Origin of the sequence: Pseudomonas sp. PARCl1, assembly GCF_947311875.1 — a bacterium.
Lineage (GTDB): Bacteria > Pseudomonadota > Gammaproteobacteria > Pseudomonadales > Pseudomonadaceae > Aquipseudomonas > Aquipseudomonas juntendi.
Genome location: NZ_CAMZMX010000004.1, coordinates 119,879 through 140,134, shown reverse-complemented (window position 1 = coordinate 140,134; position 20,256 = coordinate 119,879). Strand labels below are relative to the sequence as shown.

Here is a 20,256-nt window from a genome sequence, read left to right as displayed (position 1 = left end):
GGTAACAGCATGGCCCGAGTTCTGATTGTCGACGACTCGCCGACAGAGATGCAACGTTTGACCGAGTTTCTTGAAAAGCATGGCCATCAAGTGAGCAAGGCCGAAAACGGTGCCAATGGCGTGGCCCTGGCCCGGCAAGAAAAGCCGGACGCCGTGCTGATGGACGTCGTCATGCCGGTCATGAACGGCTTCCAGGCCACCCGCCAGCTCAGCAAAGACCCGGAAACCAGTGCCATCCCGGTGATCATGGTCACCACCAAGGACCAGGAGACCGACCGCATCTGGGCCACCCGCCAGGGCGCCCGCGACTTCCTCACCAAACCGGTGGGCGAAGAGGCGCTGATCGCCAAGCTCAAAGAAGTGCTGGGGGCTTGACCAGCCGCCCGCAGGGCGCGTCACTGACCGCCTTCGAGTTGTTGCTGGACATCGACCGGCGCTGCCGTTTGCTGGTCGCTGACCAGCCGCCGCAAGACAACCGCCTGCAAGAATGGAGTGGCATTGGCTTTCGCACCGCCGGGCAATGGTTCGTCGCGCCCATGGGCGAGGTGGCCGAGGTGCTGCGCGAGCCGCGTAGCAGCCGGGTACCGGGGGTGCAGCCATGGGTCTGCGGCGTGGCCAACCTGCGTGGCCGGTTGTTGCCGGTAATGGACCTGAGCAGCTTCTTTGGCCTGGGCCACGCCGCCCCGGGCAAGCAGCGCCGGGTGCTGGTGGTGGACCACGACGACCTGTTCGTCGGCCTGCTGGTGGACGAAGTGCTCGGTTTGCAGCACTTTACCCTCGACAGCCTGCAACTGTCCCCGCCACAGCCGCTGATTCGTGCCGCTGCGCGCTTTGTGCAAGGGCACTTCCCGCGTGAACGCAATTGGGCGATCTTCAGCCCCTTCGCCCTGGCCCAGGCGCCGGGCTTTCTCGATGTGGCGCTATAGGACCTGCGAATGTGAACACACCCGCCGCCCCCGTCACGGCCACCACCGTGACCCCGCGTACCCGCAGCATCGCGCAGATCACCGTGCTGTTCCTGATCCTGATCCTGTCGATCATCCTGCTGTTCGCCAATTTCGCTTACCTGAACACCCAGTCCAACTACGACAAGCAGTACATCGGCCATGCCGGCGAGTTGCGCGTGCTGTCGCAGCGCATCGCCAAGAACGCCACCGAAGCCGCTGCAGGCAAGGCGTTGGCGTTCAAGTTGCTGTCGGATGCGCGCAACGATTTCGAGCGGCGCTGGGGCTACCTGCGCCAAGGTGACAAAGCCACCGGCCTGCCGCCCGCGCCGCCCGCCGTGCGTGATGAAATGGAAGCGGTGCGGCGTGACTGGGAAAACCTGCGCAAGAACACCGATACCATCCTGGCCACTGAACAGACGGTGCTGTCGCTGCACCAGGTGGCGGCGACCCTGGCCGAAACCGTGCCGCAACTGCAGGTGGAGTACGAAAAGGTCGTCGAGATCCTGCTGCAGAGCGGCGCCCCGGCCAACCAGGTGGCGGTGGCCCAGCGCCAATTGTTGCTGGCCGAGCGGATCCTCGGCTCGGTCAACACCGTGCTGGCCGGTGATGACGCGGCAGCCCAGGCGGCCGATGCGTTCGGGCGTGATGCCGGGCGTTTCGGCCAGGTGCTGCAAGGGATGCTCAACGGCGGTGCGGGCATTCAGGTAACCCGAGTTGCAGATGCCGACGCCCGTGCCCGGTTGGCCGAAATTGCCGAGCTGTTCCAGTTCGTTGCCGGTTCGGTGGACGAAATTCTCGAAACCTCCCCAGAGCTGTTCCGGGTGCGCGAGGCGGCGGGCAATATCTTCAGCCTGTCGCAAACCCTGCTCGACGAGGCCTCGCACCTGGCCAACGGTTTTGAAAACCTGGCCGGCGGGCGCACCCTCGATACCGTGGGTGGCTACGCCCTGGGCCTGCTGGCCCTGGCTTCGATCATCCTCATCGGCCTGGTGATGGTGCGTACCACCAACCGCCAGCTGCGCGAGACGGCAGAAAAGAACGAACGCAACCAACAGGCAATCATGCGCCTGCTCGATGAAATCGAAGAGCTGGCCGATGGCGACCTGACGGTGACGGTTTCGGTCACCGAAGACTTTACCGGCGCCATTGCCGACTCGATCAACTATTCGGTCGACCAGCTGCGTGACCTGGTCGCTACCATCAACCACAGTGCGGTGCAGGTTGCCGCCGCCGTGCAGGATACGCAGAACACCGCGCGGCAGCTGGCCAAGGCCTCCGAGCAGCAGGCTGAGCAGATCAGCGAGGCGTCCGAGGCGGTGGGCGACATGGTCGAGTCGATCGACCGGGTTTCCGCACATGCCTATGAATCTGCCAAGGTTGCCGAGCGGTCGGTGGCCATCGCCAACAAGGGCAACGAGGTGGTGCACAACACCATCAACGGCATGGACAACATTCGCGAGCAGATCCAGGACACCGCCAAGCGCATCAAGCGGCTGGGCGAGTCGTCCCAGGAAATCGGCGATATCGTCAGCCTGATCGACGATATCGCCGACCAGACCAATATCCTTGCCCTGAACGCGGCGATCCAGGCCTCGCTGGCGGGCGAAGCCGGGCGCGGCTTTGCCGTGGTCGCCGACGAAGTGCAGCGCCTGGCCGAGCGCTCGTCGTCGGCCACCCGCCAGATCGAGGCGTTGGTGCGCACCATCCAGGCCGACACCAACGAAGCCGTCATATCCATGGAGCAAACCACCGCCGAGGTGGTGCGCGGTGCCCGCCTGGCCCAGGATGCCGGGGTGGCGCTGGCCGAGATCGAAGGGGTGTCGCAGAACCTTGCCGACCTTATCCACAGCATTTCCGACGCCGCGCAATTGCAGACCTCTTCGGCCGGGCAGATTTCCCACACCATGGCGGTGATCCAGCAGATCACTGCGCAGACTTCCGCCGGTTCTAGTGCGACCGCCGACAGTATTCGCCACCTGGCGCGCATGGCCAGCGAGATGCGCCGTTCGGTGTCTGGCTTCACCTTGCCACCACCTGCCGAGCCCAAGTGAACCGGCCTTGCGATGAGCCGTACTGATATACCGCGCTGAGGAGTGCCCATGGCTGTAGCAGCACTAAGCCCCGAGCGCCACGATACCGTGGCGCTGGCCTGGACCAAGGCCGCCATCCTCGATTGCCTGGGCCAGGCCCGCCAGGCGCTGGAGCGCTTTGCCGGCGAGCCGGGCGAGCTGTCGATGCTGGCCTTCGTGGTCGACAACCTGCACCAGGTGCATGGTTGCCTGCGTATGCTCGAATTGCGCGGCGCAACACGCTTGGCCGAAGAGCTGGAGCTGTTCGCCAAGGCCTTGGCCGATGGCCAGGTCAGCCCGCGCGGGGATTGCCTGGGCGCATTGTTCCGCGGCCTCGAGCAATTGCCGGCGTACCTTGAACGCTTGCGTGGCGCGCGCCATGACCTGCCATTGGTGATGCTGCCGTTGCTCAACCAGTTGCGCGCCTGCCGGGGTGTCGAGCCGCTGGCCCAGGCCAGCCTGATCAGCGGCACGGCGCACCGCTTCGCCGGTGCCGATGACCTGGCCAACCTCGATCTGTCGCTGGGCAATTGGCGTGAACAGCTGCAGGCCGGGCCGGGCAGGGATGCCTTGCGCTCGGTAGTGACCGCGCTGTGCGACGACCTGATGCGCATCAAGGAGCGGCTTGACCAGTTCGTGCGGGGCGACCGTCAGCACCGTGAACAGCTTGACGCTTTGCTGGCGCCCCTGCGGCATGTCGCCGATACCCTCGCCGTGCTGGGCTTTCAGCAGCCACGGCGGGTGATCATCGACCAGGTGCTGGCCTTGCAGGCGCTGGCCGAGGGGGCGCGTGCCGTTGACGATGCGGTGCTGATGGATGTGGCAGGTGCGCTGCTGTACGTGGAGGCCACCCTCAACGGCATGGTCGGCCCGCTGGAGGAAAACGGCCAGGGCGGCCTGGCTGGCTCGGACCTGGCCGAGATTCGCCAGTTGGTGCTGAACGAGTCGCTGAATGTGCTGCAGCAGGCCAAGGACCTGATTGGCGATTGCCTGGAGTCCGGCTGGCCTCGGCAGCGCCTGCAACCCCTGCCGGGGTTGTTGCAGCAGGTTCGCGGGGCACTGGCCATGTTGATGCTGCCTGCGGTGGCCGAGCTGTTTGAGGGGTGTGCCGGCTATGTGCAGGGTTGGCTGCAACACCTGGAAGCGGAGCCGCCGGCCGATGAGCTGGCCCACCTGGCGCAGGCCCTGAGCGCGGCCGAGTGTTATCTGCAATGGCGTGTCGCAGATCCGCTGGCCGATGGCCAGCCCTTTATCGACACCGCACGGGCCAGCCTGGCTGCGCTTGGGGTGCAGTGTACGCAACCCACCGCCACTGAAGGCGCCGATGACAGCAGCGATGGCATCGATGATGAGCTGCGCGAGGTGTTCCTCGAAGAGGCCGGTGAGCTGTTACCGGAAATCGAGCGGCACTGGCTGCGCTGGCGTGCCGATAACCAGCAGATGGCAGCACTGGGCGATGTTCGGCGCGCCTTGCACACGCTCAAGGGCAGTGGGCGTATGGTCCATGCCGAAGCCGTGGCCGAACTGGCGTGGGGCGCCGAACACCTCTTGAACCGTGTAATCGAAGGCCGCAGGGCGCTCAGCGCCCAGGGCGTGGTGGCGCTGCAGCAAGCCTTCGTGCAGTTGCCAGACCTGCTGGCCGACTTTGCCGCAGGCCAGTTACCGCAGCTGAGCGACATCGAACGACTGGCTGGGCATCTGCATGGCCTGGCTGAAAACGACCCACCCGCGGTCGCCGACCTCGATGGCCTCGACCCGCAGTTGCTGGACATCTTCCGCAGCGAAGCGCAAGGCCACCTGGCCAGTCTCGACGCCTTCCTGCAGGGTGCCGGCGGCCATGACACGCCGGTCAGCGATGACCTGCAACGTGCCTTGCACACGCTCAAGGGCAGCGCCGCCATGGCCGGGGTGATGCCGCTTGCCGAACTGGCCACGGCCTTCGACCGCCTGGTACGCGAATACAAGGGCCACCAGTTACCGCTGCAGATGGCTGAAGTCGAGTGGCTTGAGGCTGCCCGGGCGTTGTTCCAGCTGGGCCTGGCGCAACTGGACAGCACCCCGCTGGCCGCCATTGCCGGGGCCTCGGACCTGATCGAGCGGGTTGGCCAGGCAGTGGACGAGCGGCTGGCCAGCCTGCACGCCGACCCTCAGCAGCAGCGGCGCGGCAGGCATGACCCGCAGTGGGTGGCCAGTTTCCTCGCGCAAGCGATGGATACCCTGCTCAACGCCGAATCGTTGCTGTCGCGTTGGCAGCAGCAGCCCGGCCAACGCGATGCGCTGGACACCCTGCTGGATGAAATGACCACGCTGGGCCATGCCGCGCACCTGGCCGACCTTCGCCCAATGGATGACCTGTGCGAGGCCCTGCTCGACCTCTATGGTGCCGTGGAGGAGGGCAGCCTGGCTGCCGATGCAGGTTTCTTCGCCCTCGCCCAGGGTGCCCATGAAGCCCTGATGGACATGCTCGATGAAGTGGCGGCCGGCCAGGATGTAGCGCCGCGCCCGGAACTGGTCGAGCGCCTGCGTGCGCTGCTGGACCAGGCGCTGGCCCCGGATGCCACCGGCCTGGTGGGTATCGACGCGGTCACCCCGCTGCACCCGGACATGGACCTGACCGACGCCTTGGGCCTGGGCTTGCCACGCCCGTCACTGCCGCCGGAAGTGGCCGAGCCCCAGGTCGAGGAGGCCGAAAGCCCTGGCGAGGAGTTGTTGGAGGTATTCCTCGAAGAAAGCTCGGACATCGTCGAAAGCGCCGCTGCAGCCCTGGCCCGCTGGCAAGCCGACCCGCGCAACAGCGTCGAGGTGGACAACCTGATGCGCGACCTGCACACCCTCAAGGGCGTGGCGCGCATGGTCGAAATCACCCCAATCGGCGACTTTGCCCATGAGCTTGAGTTTCTCTACGAACTGCTGGCCGCTGGCCGCCTGCCACCCAGTGCACCGTTGTTCGCCTTGCTGCAGAACTGCCACGATCGCCTGGCCCAAATGCTCGACGCCGTGCGCCTGGGGCAGCCGCTGCACGCGGCCACGGCGCTGATCGACTACATACGCAATTTCAGCAGCGCGGCACTGACCGACAGTGCCGCAGGCCAGGGGCCGCAAGATGCCAGCGCTGCCGAAGTGCCGGCAGCGGCACCTGAGCGCGCCGCCGGCGACATGGTCAAGGTCGATGCCGAACTGCTCGACGACCTGGGCAACCTGGCAGGTGAGCACTCGATCATCCGTGGGCGCATCGAGCAGCAGGTCAACGATGCGCAGTTTGCCCTCAACGAAATGGAAACCACCCTTGAGCGCATGCGCGACCAGTTGTTGCGCCTGGATAGCGAGACCCAGGGGCGGATCTCCAGCCGCCAGCCGTTCGAGGGCGATGCCTACGACGATTTCGACCCCCTGGAGCTGGACCGCCATTCGCAATTGCAGCAGCTGTCGCGGGCACTGTTCGAGTCTGCCTCGGACCTGCTCGACCTGAAGGAAACCCTGGCCCAGCGCGCCCAGGAGGCGTACAGCCTGCTGCAGCAACAGGCGCGGGTGAACAGCCAGTTGCAGGAGGGCCTGACCGCCACCCTGATGGTGCCTTTCGAACGCCTTGTACCGCGTTTGCAACGGGTGGTGCGCCAGGTGGCCAGCGAGCTGGGCAAGCAAGTGGAGCTGGTGGTCGGCAACGCCGAGGGCGAACTGGACCGCAGCGTGCTCGAACGCATGGTGGCGCCGCTGGAGCACATGCTGCGCAACGCCGTGGACCATGGCCTGGAAAGCCGCGAAATGCGCCTGGCTGCGGGCAAGCCGGAGCTGGGTACCATCCACCTGAACTTGCTGCACGAAGGCGCGGATATCGTCATCGAAATGACCGACGACGGTGCCGGCGTGCCACTGGAGGCCGTACGGCGCAAGGCGATCAAACGCGGCTTGCTGGACCCGCAGGCGCACTTGAGCGACCACGAGATCCTGCAGTTCATCCTGCGCCCCGGCTTTTCCACCGCCGAGAAGATTACCCAGATCTCCGGGCGTGGCCTGGGCATGGACGTGGTGCACGAGGAGGTCAAGCAGCTGGGCGGTTCGATGAGCATCGAGTCGGCCCAGGGCAAAGGCGCGCGGTTCCTGATTCGCCTGCCGTTCACGGTGTCGATCAACCGCGCCTTGATGGTGCACCTGGGCGAGGAACAGTACGCCATCCCGCTCAATACCATCGAGGGCATCGTCCGCGTGCCGCCGGCCGAGCTGGCGGCGTGCTACCAACTGGACACGCCACGCTATGTGTATGCCGGCCACGAATACGAGTTGCGTTACCTGGGCGAGTTGCTGCAAGGCATGCCGCGCCCGAGCTTGCTGGGGCAAAGTGTGCCGCTGCCGGTGCTGCTGGTGCATTCCAAGGAGCAGTCGTTCGCGATCCAGGCCGATGCCTTGTCACCCAGCCGGGAGATCGTGGTGAAAAGCCTGGGGCCGCAATTTGCCGCCGTTGCCGGGCTTTCCGGGGCGACGTTGCTGGGCGATGGGCGGGTCGTGCTGATTCTCGACCTGCTGGGCCAGCTGCGTGGCCAGCAGCGCAGGTTGGCGCGCCTGCCCGGGGGCGGCAACCCGCGCCAGTTGCCCGGCCCGGTACCGCGCCGCGCCCTGCTGGTGATGGTGGTGGACGACTCGGTCACGGTGCGCAAGGTCACCAGCCGCCTGCTGGAACGCCACGGCATGAGCGTGCTCACGGCCAAGGACGGTGTCGATGCCATGGCGTTGCTGCAGGAGCACCGCCCCGATGTGCTGCTGCTGGACATCGAGATGCCGCGCATGGACGGCTTCGAAGTCGCTACGCGTATCCGCCGTGATGAGCGGCTCAAAGACCTGCCGATCATCATGATCACCTCGCGTACCGGGCAGAAGCACCGCGACCGGGCCATGGCGATTGGCGTGAACGAATACCTGGGCAAGCCGTACCAGGAGTCGTTGCTGTTGCAAAGTATCGCCCAGTGGAGCCAGACCCATGCTTGAACTGATTGCCGGCCAGCGCAGCAGCCTGACCGGGTTGTTGCTGCCCTTGGGTGACCGGACCCTGGTGCTACCGAACGTGGCGGTGGCCGAGTTGAGCGGCCAACGCAACCTGTTGTGCCAGCGCGGCGACCCGCCCTGGCACCTGGGCTGGATCGACTGGCGCCAGCAGCGCCTGCCGCTGATCGGTTTCGAGGCTGCCTGCGGTGGCGAAACACCGTGCGGGGAGCGGGCGCGGGTGGTGGTGCTCAATGCCTTGGGCGACACCGGCCTGCGCTACCTGGCATTGCTGCTGCAAGACATTCCGCGTTCCTGCAAGCTCGACAGCCAGCTCAACTATGTGGACGTGGCGCTGGGGCGGCTGGAGTTGGCCGCAGTGCAGGTGGGCGAGCAAGTGGCGCGGGTGCCGGACCTGGTTGCGCTGGAAAGGCTGGTGCGTGACGCGCAATTGCAATAGCAGCGCTCGAAGTTTCAAACTTGAAGTTGCGAGCTTGAGGGCGGTGTTCATTTCACCACGATCGGCTTGCAGCTTGCAGCTTGCAGCTTGAACCTAGCCGCTCCTAGAGAGGTCTGTGTTTGCATGTATTACGGTGAACGCTTCAATGCCTGGACGCACCTGGTCGGTGCCATCCTGGCCACCATCGGTGCCATCTGGCTGATCGTGGTTGCGGGTATGCAAGGTGACCCGTGGAAGATCGTCAGTTTCTCCATCTACGGCAGCACCTTGCTGTTGCTGTACAGCATCTCCACCCTCTACCACAGCACGCGCGGCCGGGCGAAGGTGATCATGCGCAAGCTCGATCACTTGTCGATCTACCTGCTGATTGCCGGCAGCTATACACCGTTTTGCCTGGTCAGCCTGCATGGCCCGTGGGGCTGGAGCCTGTTCGGCGTGGTCTGGGGGCTGGCAGTGATTGGCATGTTGCAGGAAATCAAGCCCCGCTCCGAAGCGCGGATCCTGTCGATCATCATCTACGCGGTGATGGGCTGGATCGTACTGGTGGCGGTCAACCCCCTGCTGCAAGCACTGGGCACCGCCGGCTTTGCCTGGCTCGCCGCCGGCGGAGTGTTCTATACCGTGGGCATCATCTTCTTCGCCCTCGACAGCCGCCTGCGCCACGCGCACGGTATCTGGCACCTGTTCGTGATCGCCGGCAGCCTTTTGCACTTTGTGGCGGTGTCGTTCTACGTGCGTTAGTTAAAAGTCGCCCCACAACTGCTGCGCTACCGACAGCGCCACTACCGGTGCGGTTTCGGTGCGCAGCACGCGCGGGCCGAGGCGTGCGGCCTGGAAGCCTGCGCTTTGCGCCTGTTCGACTTCAGCGTCGCCAAGGCCGCCTTCAGGGCCGATCAAGAAGGCCAGGGTGGCGGGCCTGGCATGGCTTGTGAGCGGCTCGGCCACCGGGTGCAGCACCAGCTTCAGCTCAGCCTGGGTGCTGCTCAGCCATTCGGCCAGGGTGATGGGTGGGTTGATGGCCGGCAAGGTGGAGCGGCCGCATTGTTCGCAGGCGCTGATTGCCACCTGGCGCCAGTGCGCCAGGCGCTTGTCGGCGCGCTCGTCTTTGAGGCGCACTTCGCAGCGCTCGCTGATGATAGGCGTGATGGCGTTGGCGCCCAGTTCGGTGGCTTTCTGGATCGCCCAGTCCATCCGCTCGCCGCGGGACAGGCCTTGGCCAAGGTGGATGTGCAAGGGCGAATCGGCCTGGCCGGCAAACGCCTGGTCGAGGCTGACGCGTACGGTTTTCTTGCCCACTTCAAGCAAATGGCCACGGTATTCCTGGCCGCTGCCATCAAACAGCTGCACGGCGTCGCCGGGGGCCATGCGCAAGACGCGGCCAATATAGTGGGCTTGGGCCTCGGGCAGGTCATGCTCGCCAAGGCTCAGGGGGGCATCGATGAAAAAGCGGGACAGTCTCATGTAGTGCTCGTTGGCAAAGGGAAACGCGCCCTGGGTAGGAGCGGCCTTGTGTCGCGAAAGGGCTGCACGATCAGCCCGGGTCGCGGAAGTCGGGGTGGAAGTTGGCCGGCACCGCCACGCTGATGCGCTCGCGGGTGGCAAGGTCGATGCCTTCGCTGGCGACCTCGGCAAGGAAGTCGATCTGCTCGGGGGTGATCACGTACGGCGGCAGGAAGTACACCACGCTGCCCAACGGGCGCAACAGCGCGCCGCGGCTCAAGGCGTGTTCGAACACCTTCAGGCCCCGCCGCTGTTGCCAGGGGTAAGCGACCTTGCCCGCTTTGTCCTGAACCATCTCGATGGCCAGCGCCATGCCGGTCTGGCGGATTTCGGCCACGTGGGCGTGGTCGGCCAGGTGGGCGGTGGCGCTGGCCATGCGTGCGGCCAGGGCCTTGTTGGCCTCGATCACGTTGTCCTCGGCAAAGATGTCCAGGGTCGCCAGCGCCGCTGCGCACGCCAGCGGGTTGCCGGTGTAGCTGTGCGAGTGCAGGAACGCCCGCAGGGTCGGGTAATCGTCATAGAAGGCCTGGTACACCTTGTCGGTGGTCAGGCAGGCCGCCAGTGGCAGGTAGCCCCCGGTAAGGGCTTTGGACAGGCACAGGAAGTCTGGGCGGATGCCGGCCTGCTCGCAGGCGAACATCGTGCCGGTACGGCCAAAGCCCACCGCGATTTCATCGTGAATCAGGTGCACGTCGTAGCGGTCGCAGGCCTCGCGCAACAGCTTGAGGTACACCGGGTGGTACATGCGCATGCCGCCGGCGCCCTGGATCAGCGGCTCCACGATCACCGCCGAAATGGTCTCGTGGTGCTCGGCCAGGGTCTGTTCCATGCTGGCAAACATGTTGCGCGAATGCTCTTCCCAGCCCATGCCCTCGGGGCGCAGGTAGCAGTCCGGGCTCGGCACCTTGAGGGTATCGAGCAGCAGCGCCTGGTACGTCTCGGTGAACAGCGGCACATCGCCGACCGACATCGCGGCGATGGTTTCGCCGTGGTAGCTGTTGGTCAGGGTGACGAAGCGTTTCTTGCCTGGCTTGCCGACGTTCTGCCAGTAGTGGAAGCTCATCTTCAACGCGACTTCGATGCACGATGAGCCGTTGTCGGCGTAGAACACCCGGTCAAGCCCGGCCGGGGTCATGGCCACCAGGCGCTCGGACAGCTCGATCACCGGCTGATGGCTGAAGCCGGCCAGGATCACGTGTTCCAGCTGGTCGACCTGGTCCTTGATGCGCTGGTTGATGCGCGGGTTGGCGTGGCCGAACACATTGACCCACCAGCTGCTCACCGCGTCCAGGTAACGCTTGCCTTCGAAGTCTTCGAGCCATACGCCTTCACCGCGCCTGATCGGGATCAGCGGCAGTTGCTCATGGTCTTTCATCTGGGTGCAGGGGTGCCACAGGACCTTGAGGTCACGTTGCATCCACTGATCATTGAGGCCCATCGGCACTTCTCCTGGCTTTGCGGCGTGGTTCGACCGCGTAAGCCTAAGCAATGCCGCAGGGTAGGACAACCGCCGGGCGGCAGCAGGTAAAATTGTCAGTTGGCAAGGGCACTTGATATCACTGCGCTGGCAGGGCCGGCACGGCTGACGTATTCTTAACGCATCTCGCTCGGGGCATTTCTGCCCCTCCTCGTTCCTGTAACCTCTGACTCGGAGTTCGCCGACATGGCTGCTGCTTGGGTGCGCCTGTGCGCGTTGGTATTGATTGGTGTGTCCAGCGGCGCTGCGCTGGCGAAGGACAAGACACCCACGGCGATCGTCGTCGGCGGTGGCCTGGCGGGCCTTACGGCAGCCTATGAGCTGCAGAACAAAGGCTGGCAGGTGACCCTGCTGGAGGCCAAGGCCAGCATGGGCGGGCGCTCTGGCCTGGCCACCAGCGAGTGGATCGGCAACGCCAAGGCGCAACCTGTGCTCAATGAGTACCTCGAGCGCTTCAAGCTCACGACCCTGCCGGCGCCAGAGTTCGTGCGCACCCCGGGTTACCTGATCGACGGTGAGTACTTCAGCGCAACCGACCTGGCCACCAAGCAGCCGGCCACCGCCGAGGCACTCAAGCGTTACGAGAAAACCCTCGATGACCTGGCCCGCTCGATCGACGACCCGCTCAATCCGCAGGCCACCAGCACGCTGTTTGCCCTTGACCAGATCAACGTCGCCAGCTGGCTGGACAAGCTGCAACTGCCGGCCACCGCCCGGCAACTGATCAACCAGCAAATCCGCACCCGTTACGACGAACCGTCGCGCCTGTCGCTGCTGTACTTCGCCCAGCAGAACCGTGTTTACCGCAACGTCAGTGACCGTGACCTGCGGGCTGCGCGCCTGCCTGGCGGCAGCCCGGTGCTGGCCCAGGCCTTCGTCAAGCAGTTGAAGACCATCAAGACCAGCTCGCCGGTCACCGCCATCGTTCAGGATAAGGACAGCGTCACCGTCAAGGTCGGCAGTGTCGGTTACCAGGCCGATTACCTGGTCATGGCCGTGCCATTGCGCGCCCTGGCCAAGATCCAGATCACCCCGGGGCTGGACAGCCAGCACCTGGCGGCGCTCAAGGGCACCAACTATGGCTGGCGCGACCAGCTGATGCTCAAGTTCAAGAAGCCGGTCTGGGAAAGCCGCGCGCGCATGTCGGGCGAGGTGTTCAGCAACGCCGGTCTCGGCATGCTGTGGATCGAGCCGGCGCTGAAGGGCGGGGCGAACGTGGTGATCAACCTGTCCGGCGACAACGCCCGCCTGCTGCAGGCTTTCGGCGACAAGCAGATGGTCGACCAGGTGTTGATCCGTCTGCATGCCTTCTACCCGCAGGCGCGCGGTGCGTTCACCGGTTACGAGGTGAAGCGGTATAGCGTCGATGCCGGTACCGGCGGTGCCTACCTGGCCTACGGGCCGGGTCAGATCAGCAAGTTCTGGCGCCTGTGGGAGCGCCCGGTGCAGCGCATCACCTTTGCCGGTGAGCACACCGATGCCTTGTACCCGGGCACCCTGGAAGGCGCCCTGCGCAGCGGCCAACGTGCCGCCAGCCAGGCCCAGGACCTGCTGGCCGGCAAGTCGTTCGACCCGGTCAAGGCCGCGCCGGTGGCGGCCGCCGCCGCCGGTGCCGGGGCAGCTGCCGCGAGCAAAGGCGGGTTCTTCTCCAACCTGTTCGGGGGTTCGTCCGACAAGGCGGGCAAGGCTGAGCAGGCACCTGCCAAGGCTGAGTCCAAGGCAGGCGATGAGGCCAAGCAAGACAAGCCAGGCTTCTTCAAGCGCCTGTTCGGTGGCGCTGACGCGCCAGAGGCCAAGGCCCAGCCGGTAGCCAAGGCTGACGAAGCGGCGCCGGTCGTTGCCCCTGCGCCAGCGCCCCAGGCAGCACCTGCACCAGCACCGGCACCGGCACCGGCAGTGAAGGCGGCGCCAGCCAAGCCTGCTGCGGCCAAGGCCGCCCCTGCCAAGCATGCGCCAGCGCACAAGCCAGCGACCAAGCCAGCGACCAAGCCTGCCGAGAGCAAAAAGGCCAACGCCAAGTCGGAGCCGGCCAAGAAACCTGTCGCCAACCCGCAGGCCAAGGCGGGTTGACAGGTCGCAGTGCCAGCCTCTAGGTGGGTAACCCTGCTCCTGCAACGGACACTGTGGTCCTTGGCGGGAGCGGGCGCCCTGGTAGAGGCCGGCCCTGGCTGCCCCATTCACAGCCGTTGGCGTTAATGTTTCCTTAATGGGAAGCGATCAGAATTTCTATCGGATTTATCGATAATCCGAAGCAATTTTTTCCGCTTTTATTCGATACGTTACGCGTTAGTCTGTGCACAGCTTTCACGGGGAAACACGTCAACATGCAACTGCGCAATTCACCTTCCCGCTACGGCGTGGTCAGCATCGTCCTGCACTGGGGCGTGGCACTGGCAGTCTTCGGCCTGTTCGGCCTGGGCCTGTGGATGGTCGGCCTCGACTACTACAGCCCGTGGCGCAAAGCCGGCCCGGACCTGCACAAGAGCATCGGCCTGGTGCTGCTGGCGGTAATGCTGCTGCGTGTACTCTGGCGTTTCATCAGCCCGCCACCGCCGGCACCGGCCAACCATGGCAGCTTCACCCGCCTGGCGGCCAAACTGGGCCATCTGGCGCTGTATCTCGGGTTGTTTGCCGTGATGGGCGCCGGCTACCTGATTTCCACTGCCGACGGCGTTGGCATTCCGGTATTCGGCCTGTTCGAAGTGCCGGCGTTGATCAGTGACCTGCCGGACCAGGCAGACGTGGCAGGGGTAATCCACCTGTGGCTGGCCTGGGGCTTGGTGATTTTTGCCGTGCTGCATGGCCTGGCTGCACTCAAGCACCATTTCATCGACCGTGACGCGACCCTGACCCGCATGCTGGGCCGCAAAGCTTGACCCTCAACCTCAATTGCATAGGAAGGAACAGGATGTTGAAAAAGACTTTTGCCGCTCTGGCGCTGGGTACCGCTCTGCTCTCTGCTGGCCAGGCAATGGCTGCCGAGTACAAGATCGACAAGGAAGGCCAGCACGCGTTCGTTGACTGGAAAATCAGCCACCTGGGCTACAGCTTCATCCACGGTACGTTCAAGGACTTCGACGGCAACTTCACTTGGGACAGCGCCAAGCCTGAAGCCAGCAAGATCAGCGTCGACCTGAAAACCGCCAGCCTGTGGTCGAACCACGCCGAACGTGACAAGCACATTGCCAGCGCTGACTTCCTGGACGTGAAAAAATACCCGGACGCCAAGTTCGTCTCCACCAGCGTGAAGTCGACTGGCGACAAGACCGCTGACGTGACTGGCGACCTGACCATGCACGGCGTGACCAAGCCGGTCACCTTCAAGGCAACCTTCAACGGTGAAGGCAAAGACCCATGGGGCGGGGAGCGTGCAGGCTTCAACGCGACCACCACGCTGAACCTGAACGACTTCGGCATCAAGGGCCCAGGCCCGGCTTCGCAAACCCTGGACCTGGATATCAGTGTCGAAGGCGTGAAGCAGAAGTAAGTATTGCGTTGCCCCTGAAAAACGCCGCCCATCGGGTAATGGCTGTCAGTTAAGTGTTATTGGGGCTGCTTTGCAGCCCTTCGCGGGCACGCCCGCTCCCACACGTTTTGCGCTGAACTCAAGAAATGCGCGATCCCCTGTGGGAGCGGGCGTGCCCGCGAAGGGGCGCAAAGCGGCCCCAACTTACTTAACAGACTGGCATTAGCCCATCGGGCGGCGTCTTTTTTTGCTACCTGGGCTTAGCCCTTGCGGGTCAGCAGCGCCGGGCGCTCACCGCGGGGGCGGCTTGGCAAGTCATCCAGCTGCTCAGGCGTAGGGAAACGGTCGAGCTTGGATTCCTTGCGGATGATCACCGGCTGTTTTTCCGCCTGGCGCGGGTTGCGCACGGCTGGCTCCTGCCGGGCAGCATCGTCACGGGCCGGGCGACCACGGCCAGCGCCGCCATCACGACGGGCACCGCCTCGGTTGTTGGCGCGCGGCGGGCGTTTTTCGCCGCTGCTACCGCCGCTGCGCTGCTGGCCGCCGCTACGGGCTTGGCCCTGACCACCAGTGTTGCTGCGCTGACCATTGCCTTGGCCCTGGCCCTGACCGCCACCCGGGCGACGATTGCGGCCCTGGCTCTTGCCCTCGTAGGGGCTGACGTAGTCAGCGCGGTTTCCGAAGTTGTCGATCTCGTCGTCCAGGAACTCTTCCGGGTCACGGTCGGCCGGAACCTTCGGCACGCTGGGGCTGCTGCTGGCTTGTTGCTGCTGGCGCGGCTTCTTGTCACGCGGCTTGCGCGGCTGCTGTTGCCTGTCGCCGCTCTTTTCCTTGTCGGCGGGCTTTTCAGCTGTTTGCTGCTTGGCCTTGCCTTTGTCCTTGCCCTTGTCCTTGCGGCCGCCGTTGGCGTCTTTGCCACCTTCGCCGCGGGCCTGCTGGTTACGGCCACCGCGGCCGTTGTTCTGCGGGCGCTCGCGTACTTCGGGTTTTTCGGCTTCTACCTGGCTGGCGTCGAAGCCCATCAGGTCGCCATCGGGAATGCGCTGGCGAGTGACGCGCTCGATGCTCTTGAGTAGTTTTTCTTCATCCGGGGCGACCATGGAAATGGCCTCGCCCGAACGGCCGGCGCGGCCAGTACGGCCAATGCGGTGCACGTAGTCTTCCTCGACGTTCGGCAGCTCGAAGTTGACCACGTGTGGCAGTTGGTCGATGTCCAGGCCGCGGGCGGCGATGTCGGTGGCGACCAGTACCCGGACGCTGTTGGCCTTGAAGTCGGCCAGCGCCTTGGTACGAGCGTTCTGGCTCTTGTTGCCATGGATGGCGGCGGCGGTCAGGCCGTGCTTTTCCAGGTACTCGGCCAGGCGGTTGGCACCGTGCTTGGTTCGGGTGAACACCAGCACCTGTTCCCACGCACCGAGGGTGATCAGGTGCGCCAGCAGGGCACGCTTGTGGCTGGCCGGCAGGCGATACACGCGTTGCTCGATACGCTCCACGGTGGTGTTCGGCGGGGTGACTTCGATGCGCTCCGGGTTGTGCAGGAGCTTGTCGGCGAGGTCGGTGATGTCTTTGGAGAAGGTGGCCGAGAACAGCAGGTTCTGGCGCTTGGCCGGCAAGCGGGCAAGTACCTTCTTCACGTCGTGGATAAAGCCCATGTCGAGCATGCGGTCGGCTTCGTCCAGGACGAGTATTTCAACGTGGGCCAGGTCTACCTTGCCTTGGCCGGCCAGGTCGAGCAGGCGGCCAGGGCAGGCGACCAGTACGTCGACACCCTTGGCGATGGCCTGGATCTGAGGGTTCATGCCTACGCCGCCGAAGATGCAGGCGCTGACCAGGGGCAAGTCGCGGGCATACACCTTGAAGCTGTCATGCACCTGGGCGGCCAGTTCGCGGGTCGGGGTCAGTACCAGCACGCGGGGTTGGCGCGGGCCATGGCGCTGCGACTTGTCGGGGTGGCCGGCCGGGAACAGGCGCTCGAGAATCGGCAGGGCAAAGCCGCCGGTCTTACCAGTACCAGTCTGGGCGGCAACCATCAGGTCGCGGCCTTGCAACACGGCGGGAATGGCCCGCTGTTGCACGGGGGTCGGCTGGGTATAGCCCGCAGCTTCGATAGCGCGGACAAGAGCCTCGGAGAGACCGAGGGAAGCAAAGGACATGGGCGATCCTGTTCTCGTTTGGGCTGGGCCCGTATGGGATGTTCTGCCTGGCGCGACGGGCATCGTCGGGATGCGATCGCGTCCGGTCCAGCTGGGCTTTCACTGCACATCCGGGAAACGGAGGGTGGACGCGAAGGTGCGCCAGTGCCGATCGGGATGCCTGTTGCGAGGCCGAGCGTCCGGGCGTGAGCCGGGCGGGAAGGCCCGAGTATAACAGAGCTATCGCGCTGTGCTGCTTTCCTGCTGCTCAACGGCGTTGAGAATGTTTTTGGTGTCGCCTGTGTAGCGGTTGCTGATCGCCGTATAGGCCGCTTCCTGCTTGAAACGCCGCAGTTCTTCGGCAAACGCCTCGGCCAGTGCCTCGCGGCCCGGCTTGCGCACCAGGGCCAGGTACTGGTGCTGGCGCCTGACCACCAGTGGCAGCGCCTCGACCTGCCGTTGCAGGCCCAGCTGCTGCGCCAGGTAATGGCCAGCCTTGCGGTCGGTGATCGCCAGGTCGACACGGCCCAGCATCAGCTTGCCGAAATTGGCTTCGTGGGTGGGCGCGGCTTCGCGCTTGAAGTAGGTGGCCCCGCTGAAGGCTGCGCCATAGGTGTAGCCGGGCGAGGTGCCGACGGTAAGCCCGGCCAGGTCTTCCAGCTGGTTGACCACGTGGCGGCGCACACTGGCCTGGAACAGGATGAACTCGACCTCCGACATGGGCTCTGGCGCGTAGACCAGGTAGGGCTGACGCGACTCGGTCTGGAAGATATCGACAATACCGTCGGCCAGGCCTTGTTCGACCATTGCCAGGCAACGCTTCCACGGCAGGAACTGCCATTCCACCTCGACCCCGAGGCGGGCGAACACCAGGTTGGTCACTTCGTAGTCGATGCCGCGTGGATGGCCGTCCTGCTGGTACACGTAGGGCGCCCAGTCGTCGGAGACCAGGCGCAAGCGTTCGCCCAGGGCCAACGGGCTCAGGCAAACGAGCAGCAGGATCCAGAACAGCCGGGCGATGTTGGGCATGCCGGGAGATTACGCGCTCGGCCGGTGCAAGGCCAGAGGGCAGGGCACCGGGCCATTCAAGCGTGGGAAGACCTGAGCAGGTGATGCTCGATGTCCTTGCGTCGTTCCCCCAGCGACAAGCGCAGCCCGGGGTGGCGCAAGCACTGGCGCAGGCGCTCGGGGTCGGTGGGGCCGTGGCGGGCATTGAGGTTTTCCAGGGCCTTGTCCCACCAGGCCGACGCGCAGGCGCGGTCGAACTCGTTGGCGTAGGGGTAGCAGCCGTACAGCAACTCACGGGCAAACTGACGTTCCTGGGGCGGAAGGGTCAGGCTCAATGCCTTGTAGCCCAGGCGGTGCAAGGCCGGTGGCCGGGGCAGCTGGTCGTTGACCAGGGCGACGTCGGCCAGCGCTGCCGGGCTGAGTGGATGTTGCCCATGTTTGGCCAGCCAGGCCTGGATCTTGGCGCGGAACTGCGCCTTGCGGCTCCAGTAATGGTGAATGACGTCGGAGCATGCCGCCAGCTGCAGGTGACCATGGGCCGCGACTGCCAGGCAGAATTCTTCCAGGGTGTAGGCCTCGCGGGCCAGCGGGTAGAGGGTGTCCATCAGGTCGATGGAGCGGTCCAGGGTGCCCGCATCGGCGGCCGTGAGGCCGATCACCCCGGAGTTGACCAGGGGCATCTGGCAGTCGGCCAGGCCGCGGGACTGCAGAGGGGCCCGCAGGTTTTTATACAGCAGGCACTTCGGGTTCGCCCCATAGTGCGGGCCGATGGTGTTGCACAGCAGCTTGCCGGGCGCGACCCGGTCGAACAGTTGCAGTGGTGACTTGCGGAAAAAGGTATCGGTGTCGATCAGTACGGCCAGCGGGTGCTGGCGCAGTACCTGGCGCAACAGCACATGCTTGCTGCGGAAGTGGTAGCCGTGCGGGGCGTTCCAGGCTTGGCGCGTGGCCTCGTCCAGTACATGAGTGGTGACCGGTAGCCCGGCATAGGGTTGCGGGTTGTCGGTGTAGACCTGGATGTCCATGACGCTGCTGGCGGTACTGCCGAGCTGGGCAAGGGCGCTGATGATGCTGAAACAGGCTTCCTGATGATAGGTCGCGGGGCCAAAAGCCAGGTAGACGAGCTGTGGGCGAGATGGCTGGGGATGCTGCATGGCAGGCGAGACCTGTGTAACCCAAAAAAGAACAAGGCCTTAGTCTATGACCAAAGCCTTAATCATTTCTTAAGCAGACATTGCCAAAAAGTTTCAGCGCGGCAGCTTGAGGTTGTTCCACAGCGCCAGGCTCGCCTCGGCCTGGTTCAAGGTGTAGAAGTGCAGGCCCGGTGCGCCGCCTTGCAGCAGTTGTTCGCACATGCGGGTGATGACTTCTTCGCCGAAGGCCTGGATGCTTGCGGTGTCATCACCGTAGGCTTCCAGCTGCTTGCGGATCCAGCGTGGAATCTCGGCGCCACAGGCATCCGAGAAGCGTGCCAGTTTGCTGTAGTTGGTGATTGGCATGATGCCCGGCACCACCGGGATATCCACGCCCAGCTTCTGCGCGCGCTCGACAAAGTAGAAGTAGCTGTCGGCGTTGAAGAAGTACTGGGTGATGGCGCTGTCGGCACCGGCCTTGACCTTGTGTACGAAGTTGCCCAGGTCGGCCTCGAAGTTGCGCGCCTGTGGGTGCATTTCGGGGTAGGCAGCCACTTCCAGGTGGAAGTGATCGCCGGTTTCCGTGCGGATGAACTCGACCAGGTCGCTGGCGTAGCGCAGTTCGCCGGAGGCCATGCCCATGCCCGACGGCAGGTCGCCGCGCAAGGCCACGATGCGCTTGATGCCGGCGGCCTTGTACTCGGCCAGCAGGGCGCGCAGTTCAGCCTTGGTGTCGCCCACGCACGACAGGTGCGGGGCGGCCGGTACCTGTACTTCGCTTTCCAGCTGCAGCACGGTGTTCAGCGTACGGTCGCGGGTCGAACCACCGGCACCATAGGTGCAGGAGAAGAAGTCCGGGTTGCAGGCAGCCAGCTGGCGGGCTACACCCATCAGCTTTTCGTGACCGGCATCGGTCTTGGTCGGGAAGAACTCGAAACTGTAGCGGCGTTCTTGTGACATCAGGCGTTCCTCTGGCAGCAAGCGGCAAGCTGCAAGCTGCAAGCGGCAAGCTTCAAGCTGCAAGTAAAAGCCAGATCGGTGATGGCCGGTCTGGCTGGTCATCGTTCAAGGTTTTAAAAGGCTGGAGCTA

General features: G+C 64.8%; 15 protein-coding genes. 9 read left to right on the top strand and 6 right to left on the bottom strand.

Going from position 1 to position 20,256, the window contains the following annotated elements; translation table 11 throughout:
• The first annotated feature begins 9 nt into the window (after positions 1-9).
• From pilH to QME24_RS03925, 6 genes are all read left to right on the top strand, one after another.
• Positions 10-375, top strand: coding sequence for a twitching motility response regulator PilH (gene pilH, locus QME24_RS03950; RefSeq protein ID WP_054904977.1), 366 nt, complete (start codon positions 10-12; stop codon positions 373-375).
• Positions 372-926 carry a chemotaxis protein CheW gene (locus QME24_RS03945; protein ID WP_029887363.1) on the top strand — a complete coding sequence of 185 codons (555 nt, stop codon included), beginning with the start codon at positions 372-374 and terminating at the stop codon, positions 924-926. The genes pilH and QME24_RS03945 overlap by 4 nt, the downstream gene beginning before the upstream one ends.
• Before the next feature lie 47 nt (positions 927-973).
• A complete protein-coding gene (locus tag QME24_RS03940) occupies positions 974-2,998 on the top strand; it encodes a methyl-accepting chemotaxis protein (protein ID WP_280091506.1) in 2,025 nt (674 codons plus the stop codon).
• A gap of 48 nt (positions 2,999-3,046) precedes the next feature.
• Positions 3,047-7,996: an Hpt domain-containing protein gene (locus tag QME24_RS03935; RefSeq protein WP_280091500.1), complete on the top strand. Its 4,950-nt coding sequence runs from the start codon at positions 3,047-3,049 to the stop codon at positions 7,994-7,996.
• On the top strand, positions 7,989-8,450 hold the full coding sequence (locus QME24_RS03930; protein ID WP_054904974.1) for a chemotaxis protein CheW: 462 nt from the start codon (positions 7,989-7,991) through the stop codon (positions 8,448-8,450). The genes QME24_RS03935 and QME24_RS03930 overlap by 8 nt, the downstream gene beginning before the upstream one ends.
• Positions 8,451-8,573: 123 nt before the next feature.
• Positions 8,574-9,191 (top strand): hemolysin III family protein, encoded by a 618-nt coding sequence (locus QME24_RS03925; RefSeq protein ID WP_054904973.1) that lies wholly within the window; start codon positions 8,574-8,576, stop codon positions 9,189-9,191.
• On the opposite strand, the gene QME24_RS03920 is transcribed toward QME24_RS03925, so the two are convergent.
• Positions 9,192-9,911, bottom strand: coding sequence for a 16S rRNA (uracil(1498)-N(3))-methyltransferase (locus QME24_RS03920; RefSeq protein WP_054904972.1), 720 nt, complete (start codon positions 9,909-9,911; stop codon positions 9,192-9,194).
• A 70-nt stretch (positions 9,912-9,981) separates the two neighbouring features.
• Complete coding sequence (locus QME24_RS03915; RefSeq protein WP_029887358.1) at positions 9,982-11,388, bottom strand: adenosylmethionine--8-amino-7-oxononanoate transaminase; 1,407 nt, start codon at positions 11,386-11,388, stop codon at positions 9,982-9,984.
• Between the two features lie 225 nt (positions 11,389-11,613).
• On the opposite strand from QME24_RS03915, the gene QME24_RS03910 reads away from it, so the two are divergent.
• From QME24_RS03910 to QME24_RS03900, 3 genes are all read left to right on the top strand, one after another.
• Positions 11,614-13,497 (top strand): flavin monoamine oxidase family protein, encoded by a 1,884-nt coding sequence (locus tag QME24_RS03910; RefSeq protein WP_280091501.1) that lies wholly within the window; start codon positions 11,614-11,616, stop codon positions 13,495-13,497.
• Positions 13,498-13,751: 254 nt separating this feature from the next.
• Positions 13,752-14,303, top strand: coding sequence for a cytochrome b (locus tag QME24_RS03905; protein WP_009682830.1), 552 nt, complete (start codon positions 13,752-13,754; stop codon positions 14,301-14,303).
• Positions 14,304-14,335: 32 nt separating this feature from the next.
• Complete coding sequence (locus tag QME24_RS03900) at positions 14,336-14,914, top strand: YceI family protein (protein WP_009682831.1); 579 nt, start codon at positions 14,336-14,338, stop codon at positions 14,912-14,914.
• A gap of 239 nt (positions 14,915-15,153) precedes the next feature.
• On the opposite strand, the gene QME24_RS03895 is transcribed toward QME24_RS03900, so the two are convergent.
• The 4 genes from QME24_RS03895 to metF all read right to left on the bottom strand — a co-directional run bounded on the left by QME24_RS03895 (position 15,154) and on the right by metF (position 20,126).
• Positions 15,154-17,046, bottom strand: coding sequence for a DEAD/DEAH box helicase (locus QME24_RS03895; protein ID WP_054904970.1), 1,893 nt, complete (start codon positions 17,044-17,046; stop codon positions 15,154-15,156).
• Between the two features lie 219 nt (positions 17,047-17,265).
• Complete coding sequence (locus tag QME24_RS03890; protein ID WP_009682833.1) at positions 17,266-18,054, bottom strand: transporter substrate-binding domain-containing protein; 789 nt, start codon at positions 18,052-18,054, stop codon at positions 17,266-17,268.
• Positions 18,055-18,110: 56 nt separating this feature from the next.
• Entirely contained in the window at positions 18,111-19,187 is a 1,077-nt protein-coding gene (locus QME24_RS03885; protein WP_054904968.1) for a hypothetical protein, read from the bottom strand.
• A 93-nt stretch (positions 19,188-19,280) separates the two neighbouring features.
• The gene (gene metF / locus QME24_RS03880; RefSeq protein ID WP_009682835.1) at positions 19,281-20,126 is read right to left on the bottom strand and encodes a methylenetetrahydrofolate reductase [NAD(P)H]; all 846 of its coding nucleotides are present in this window, start codon (positions 20,124-20,126) and stop codon (positions 19,281-19,283) included.
• Positions 20,127-20,256 lie beyond the last annotated feature (130 nt).

What these genes read in the sequence shown, in the direction of transcription:
- QME24_RS03935 (WP_280091500.1), top strand. Translation starts at nt 3,047, where the DNA reads ATGGCTGTAGCAGCACTAAGCCCCGAGCGCCACGATACCGTGGCGCTG.
- QME24_RS03890 (WP_009682833.1), bottom strand. Translation starts at nt 18,054, where the DNA reads ATGCCCAACATCGCCCGGCTGTTCTGGATCCTGCTGCTCGTTTGCCTG.
- QME24_RS03925 (WP_054904973.1), top strand. Translation starts at nt 8,574, where the DNA reads ATGTATTACGGTGAACGCTTCAATGCCTGGACGCACCTGGTCGGTGCC.
- QME24_RS03895 (WP_054904970.1), bottom strand. Translation starts at nt 17,046, where the DNA reads ATGTCCTTTGCTTCCCTCGGTCTCTCCGAGGCTCTTGTCCGCGCTATC.
- QME24_RS03900 (WP_009682831.1), top strand. Translation starts at nt 14,336, where the DNA reads ATGTTGAAAAAGACTTTTGCCGCTCTGGCGCTGGGTACCGCTCTGCTC.
- QME24_RS03885 (WP_054904968.1), bottom strand. Translation starts at nt 19,187, where the DNA reads ATGCAGCATCCCCAGCCATCTCGCCCACAGCTCGTCTACCTGGCTTTT.
- QME24_RS03920 (WP_054904972.1), bottom strand. Translation starts at nt 9,911, where the DNA reads ATGAGACTGTCCCGCTTTTTCATCGATGCCCCCCTGAGCCTTGGCGAG.
- pilH (WP_054904977.1), top strand. Translation starts at nt 10, where the DNA reads ATGGCCCGAGTTCTGATTGTCGACGACTCGCCGACAGAGATGCAACGT.
- metF (WP_009682835.1), bottom strand. Translation starts at nt 20,126, where the DNA reads ATGTCACAAGAACGCCGCTACAGTTTCGAGTTCTTCCCGACCAAGACC.
- QME24_RS03930 (WP_054904974.1), top strand. Translation starts at nt 7,989, where the DNA reads ATGCTTGAACTGATTGCCGGCCAGCGCAGCAGCCTGACCGGGTTGTTG.
- QME24_RS03905 (WP_009682830.1), top strand. Translation starts at nt 13,752, where the DNA reads ATGCAACTGCGCAATTCACCTTCCCGCTACGGCGTGGTCAGCATCGTC.
- QME24_RS03915 (WP_029887358.1), bottom strand. Translation starts at nt 11,388, where the DNA reads ATGGGCCTCAATGATCAGTGGATGCAACGTGACCTCAAGGTCCTGTGG.
- QME24_RS03910 (WP_280091501.1), top strand. Translation starts at nt 11,614, where the DNA reads ATGGCTGCTGCTTGGGTGCGCCTGTGCGCGTTGGTATTGATTGGTGTG.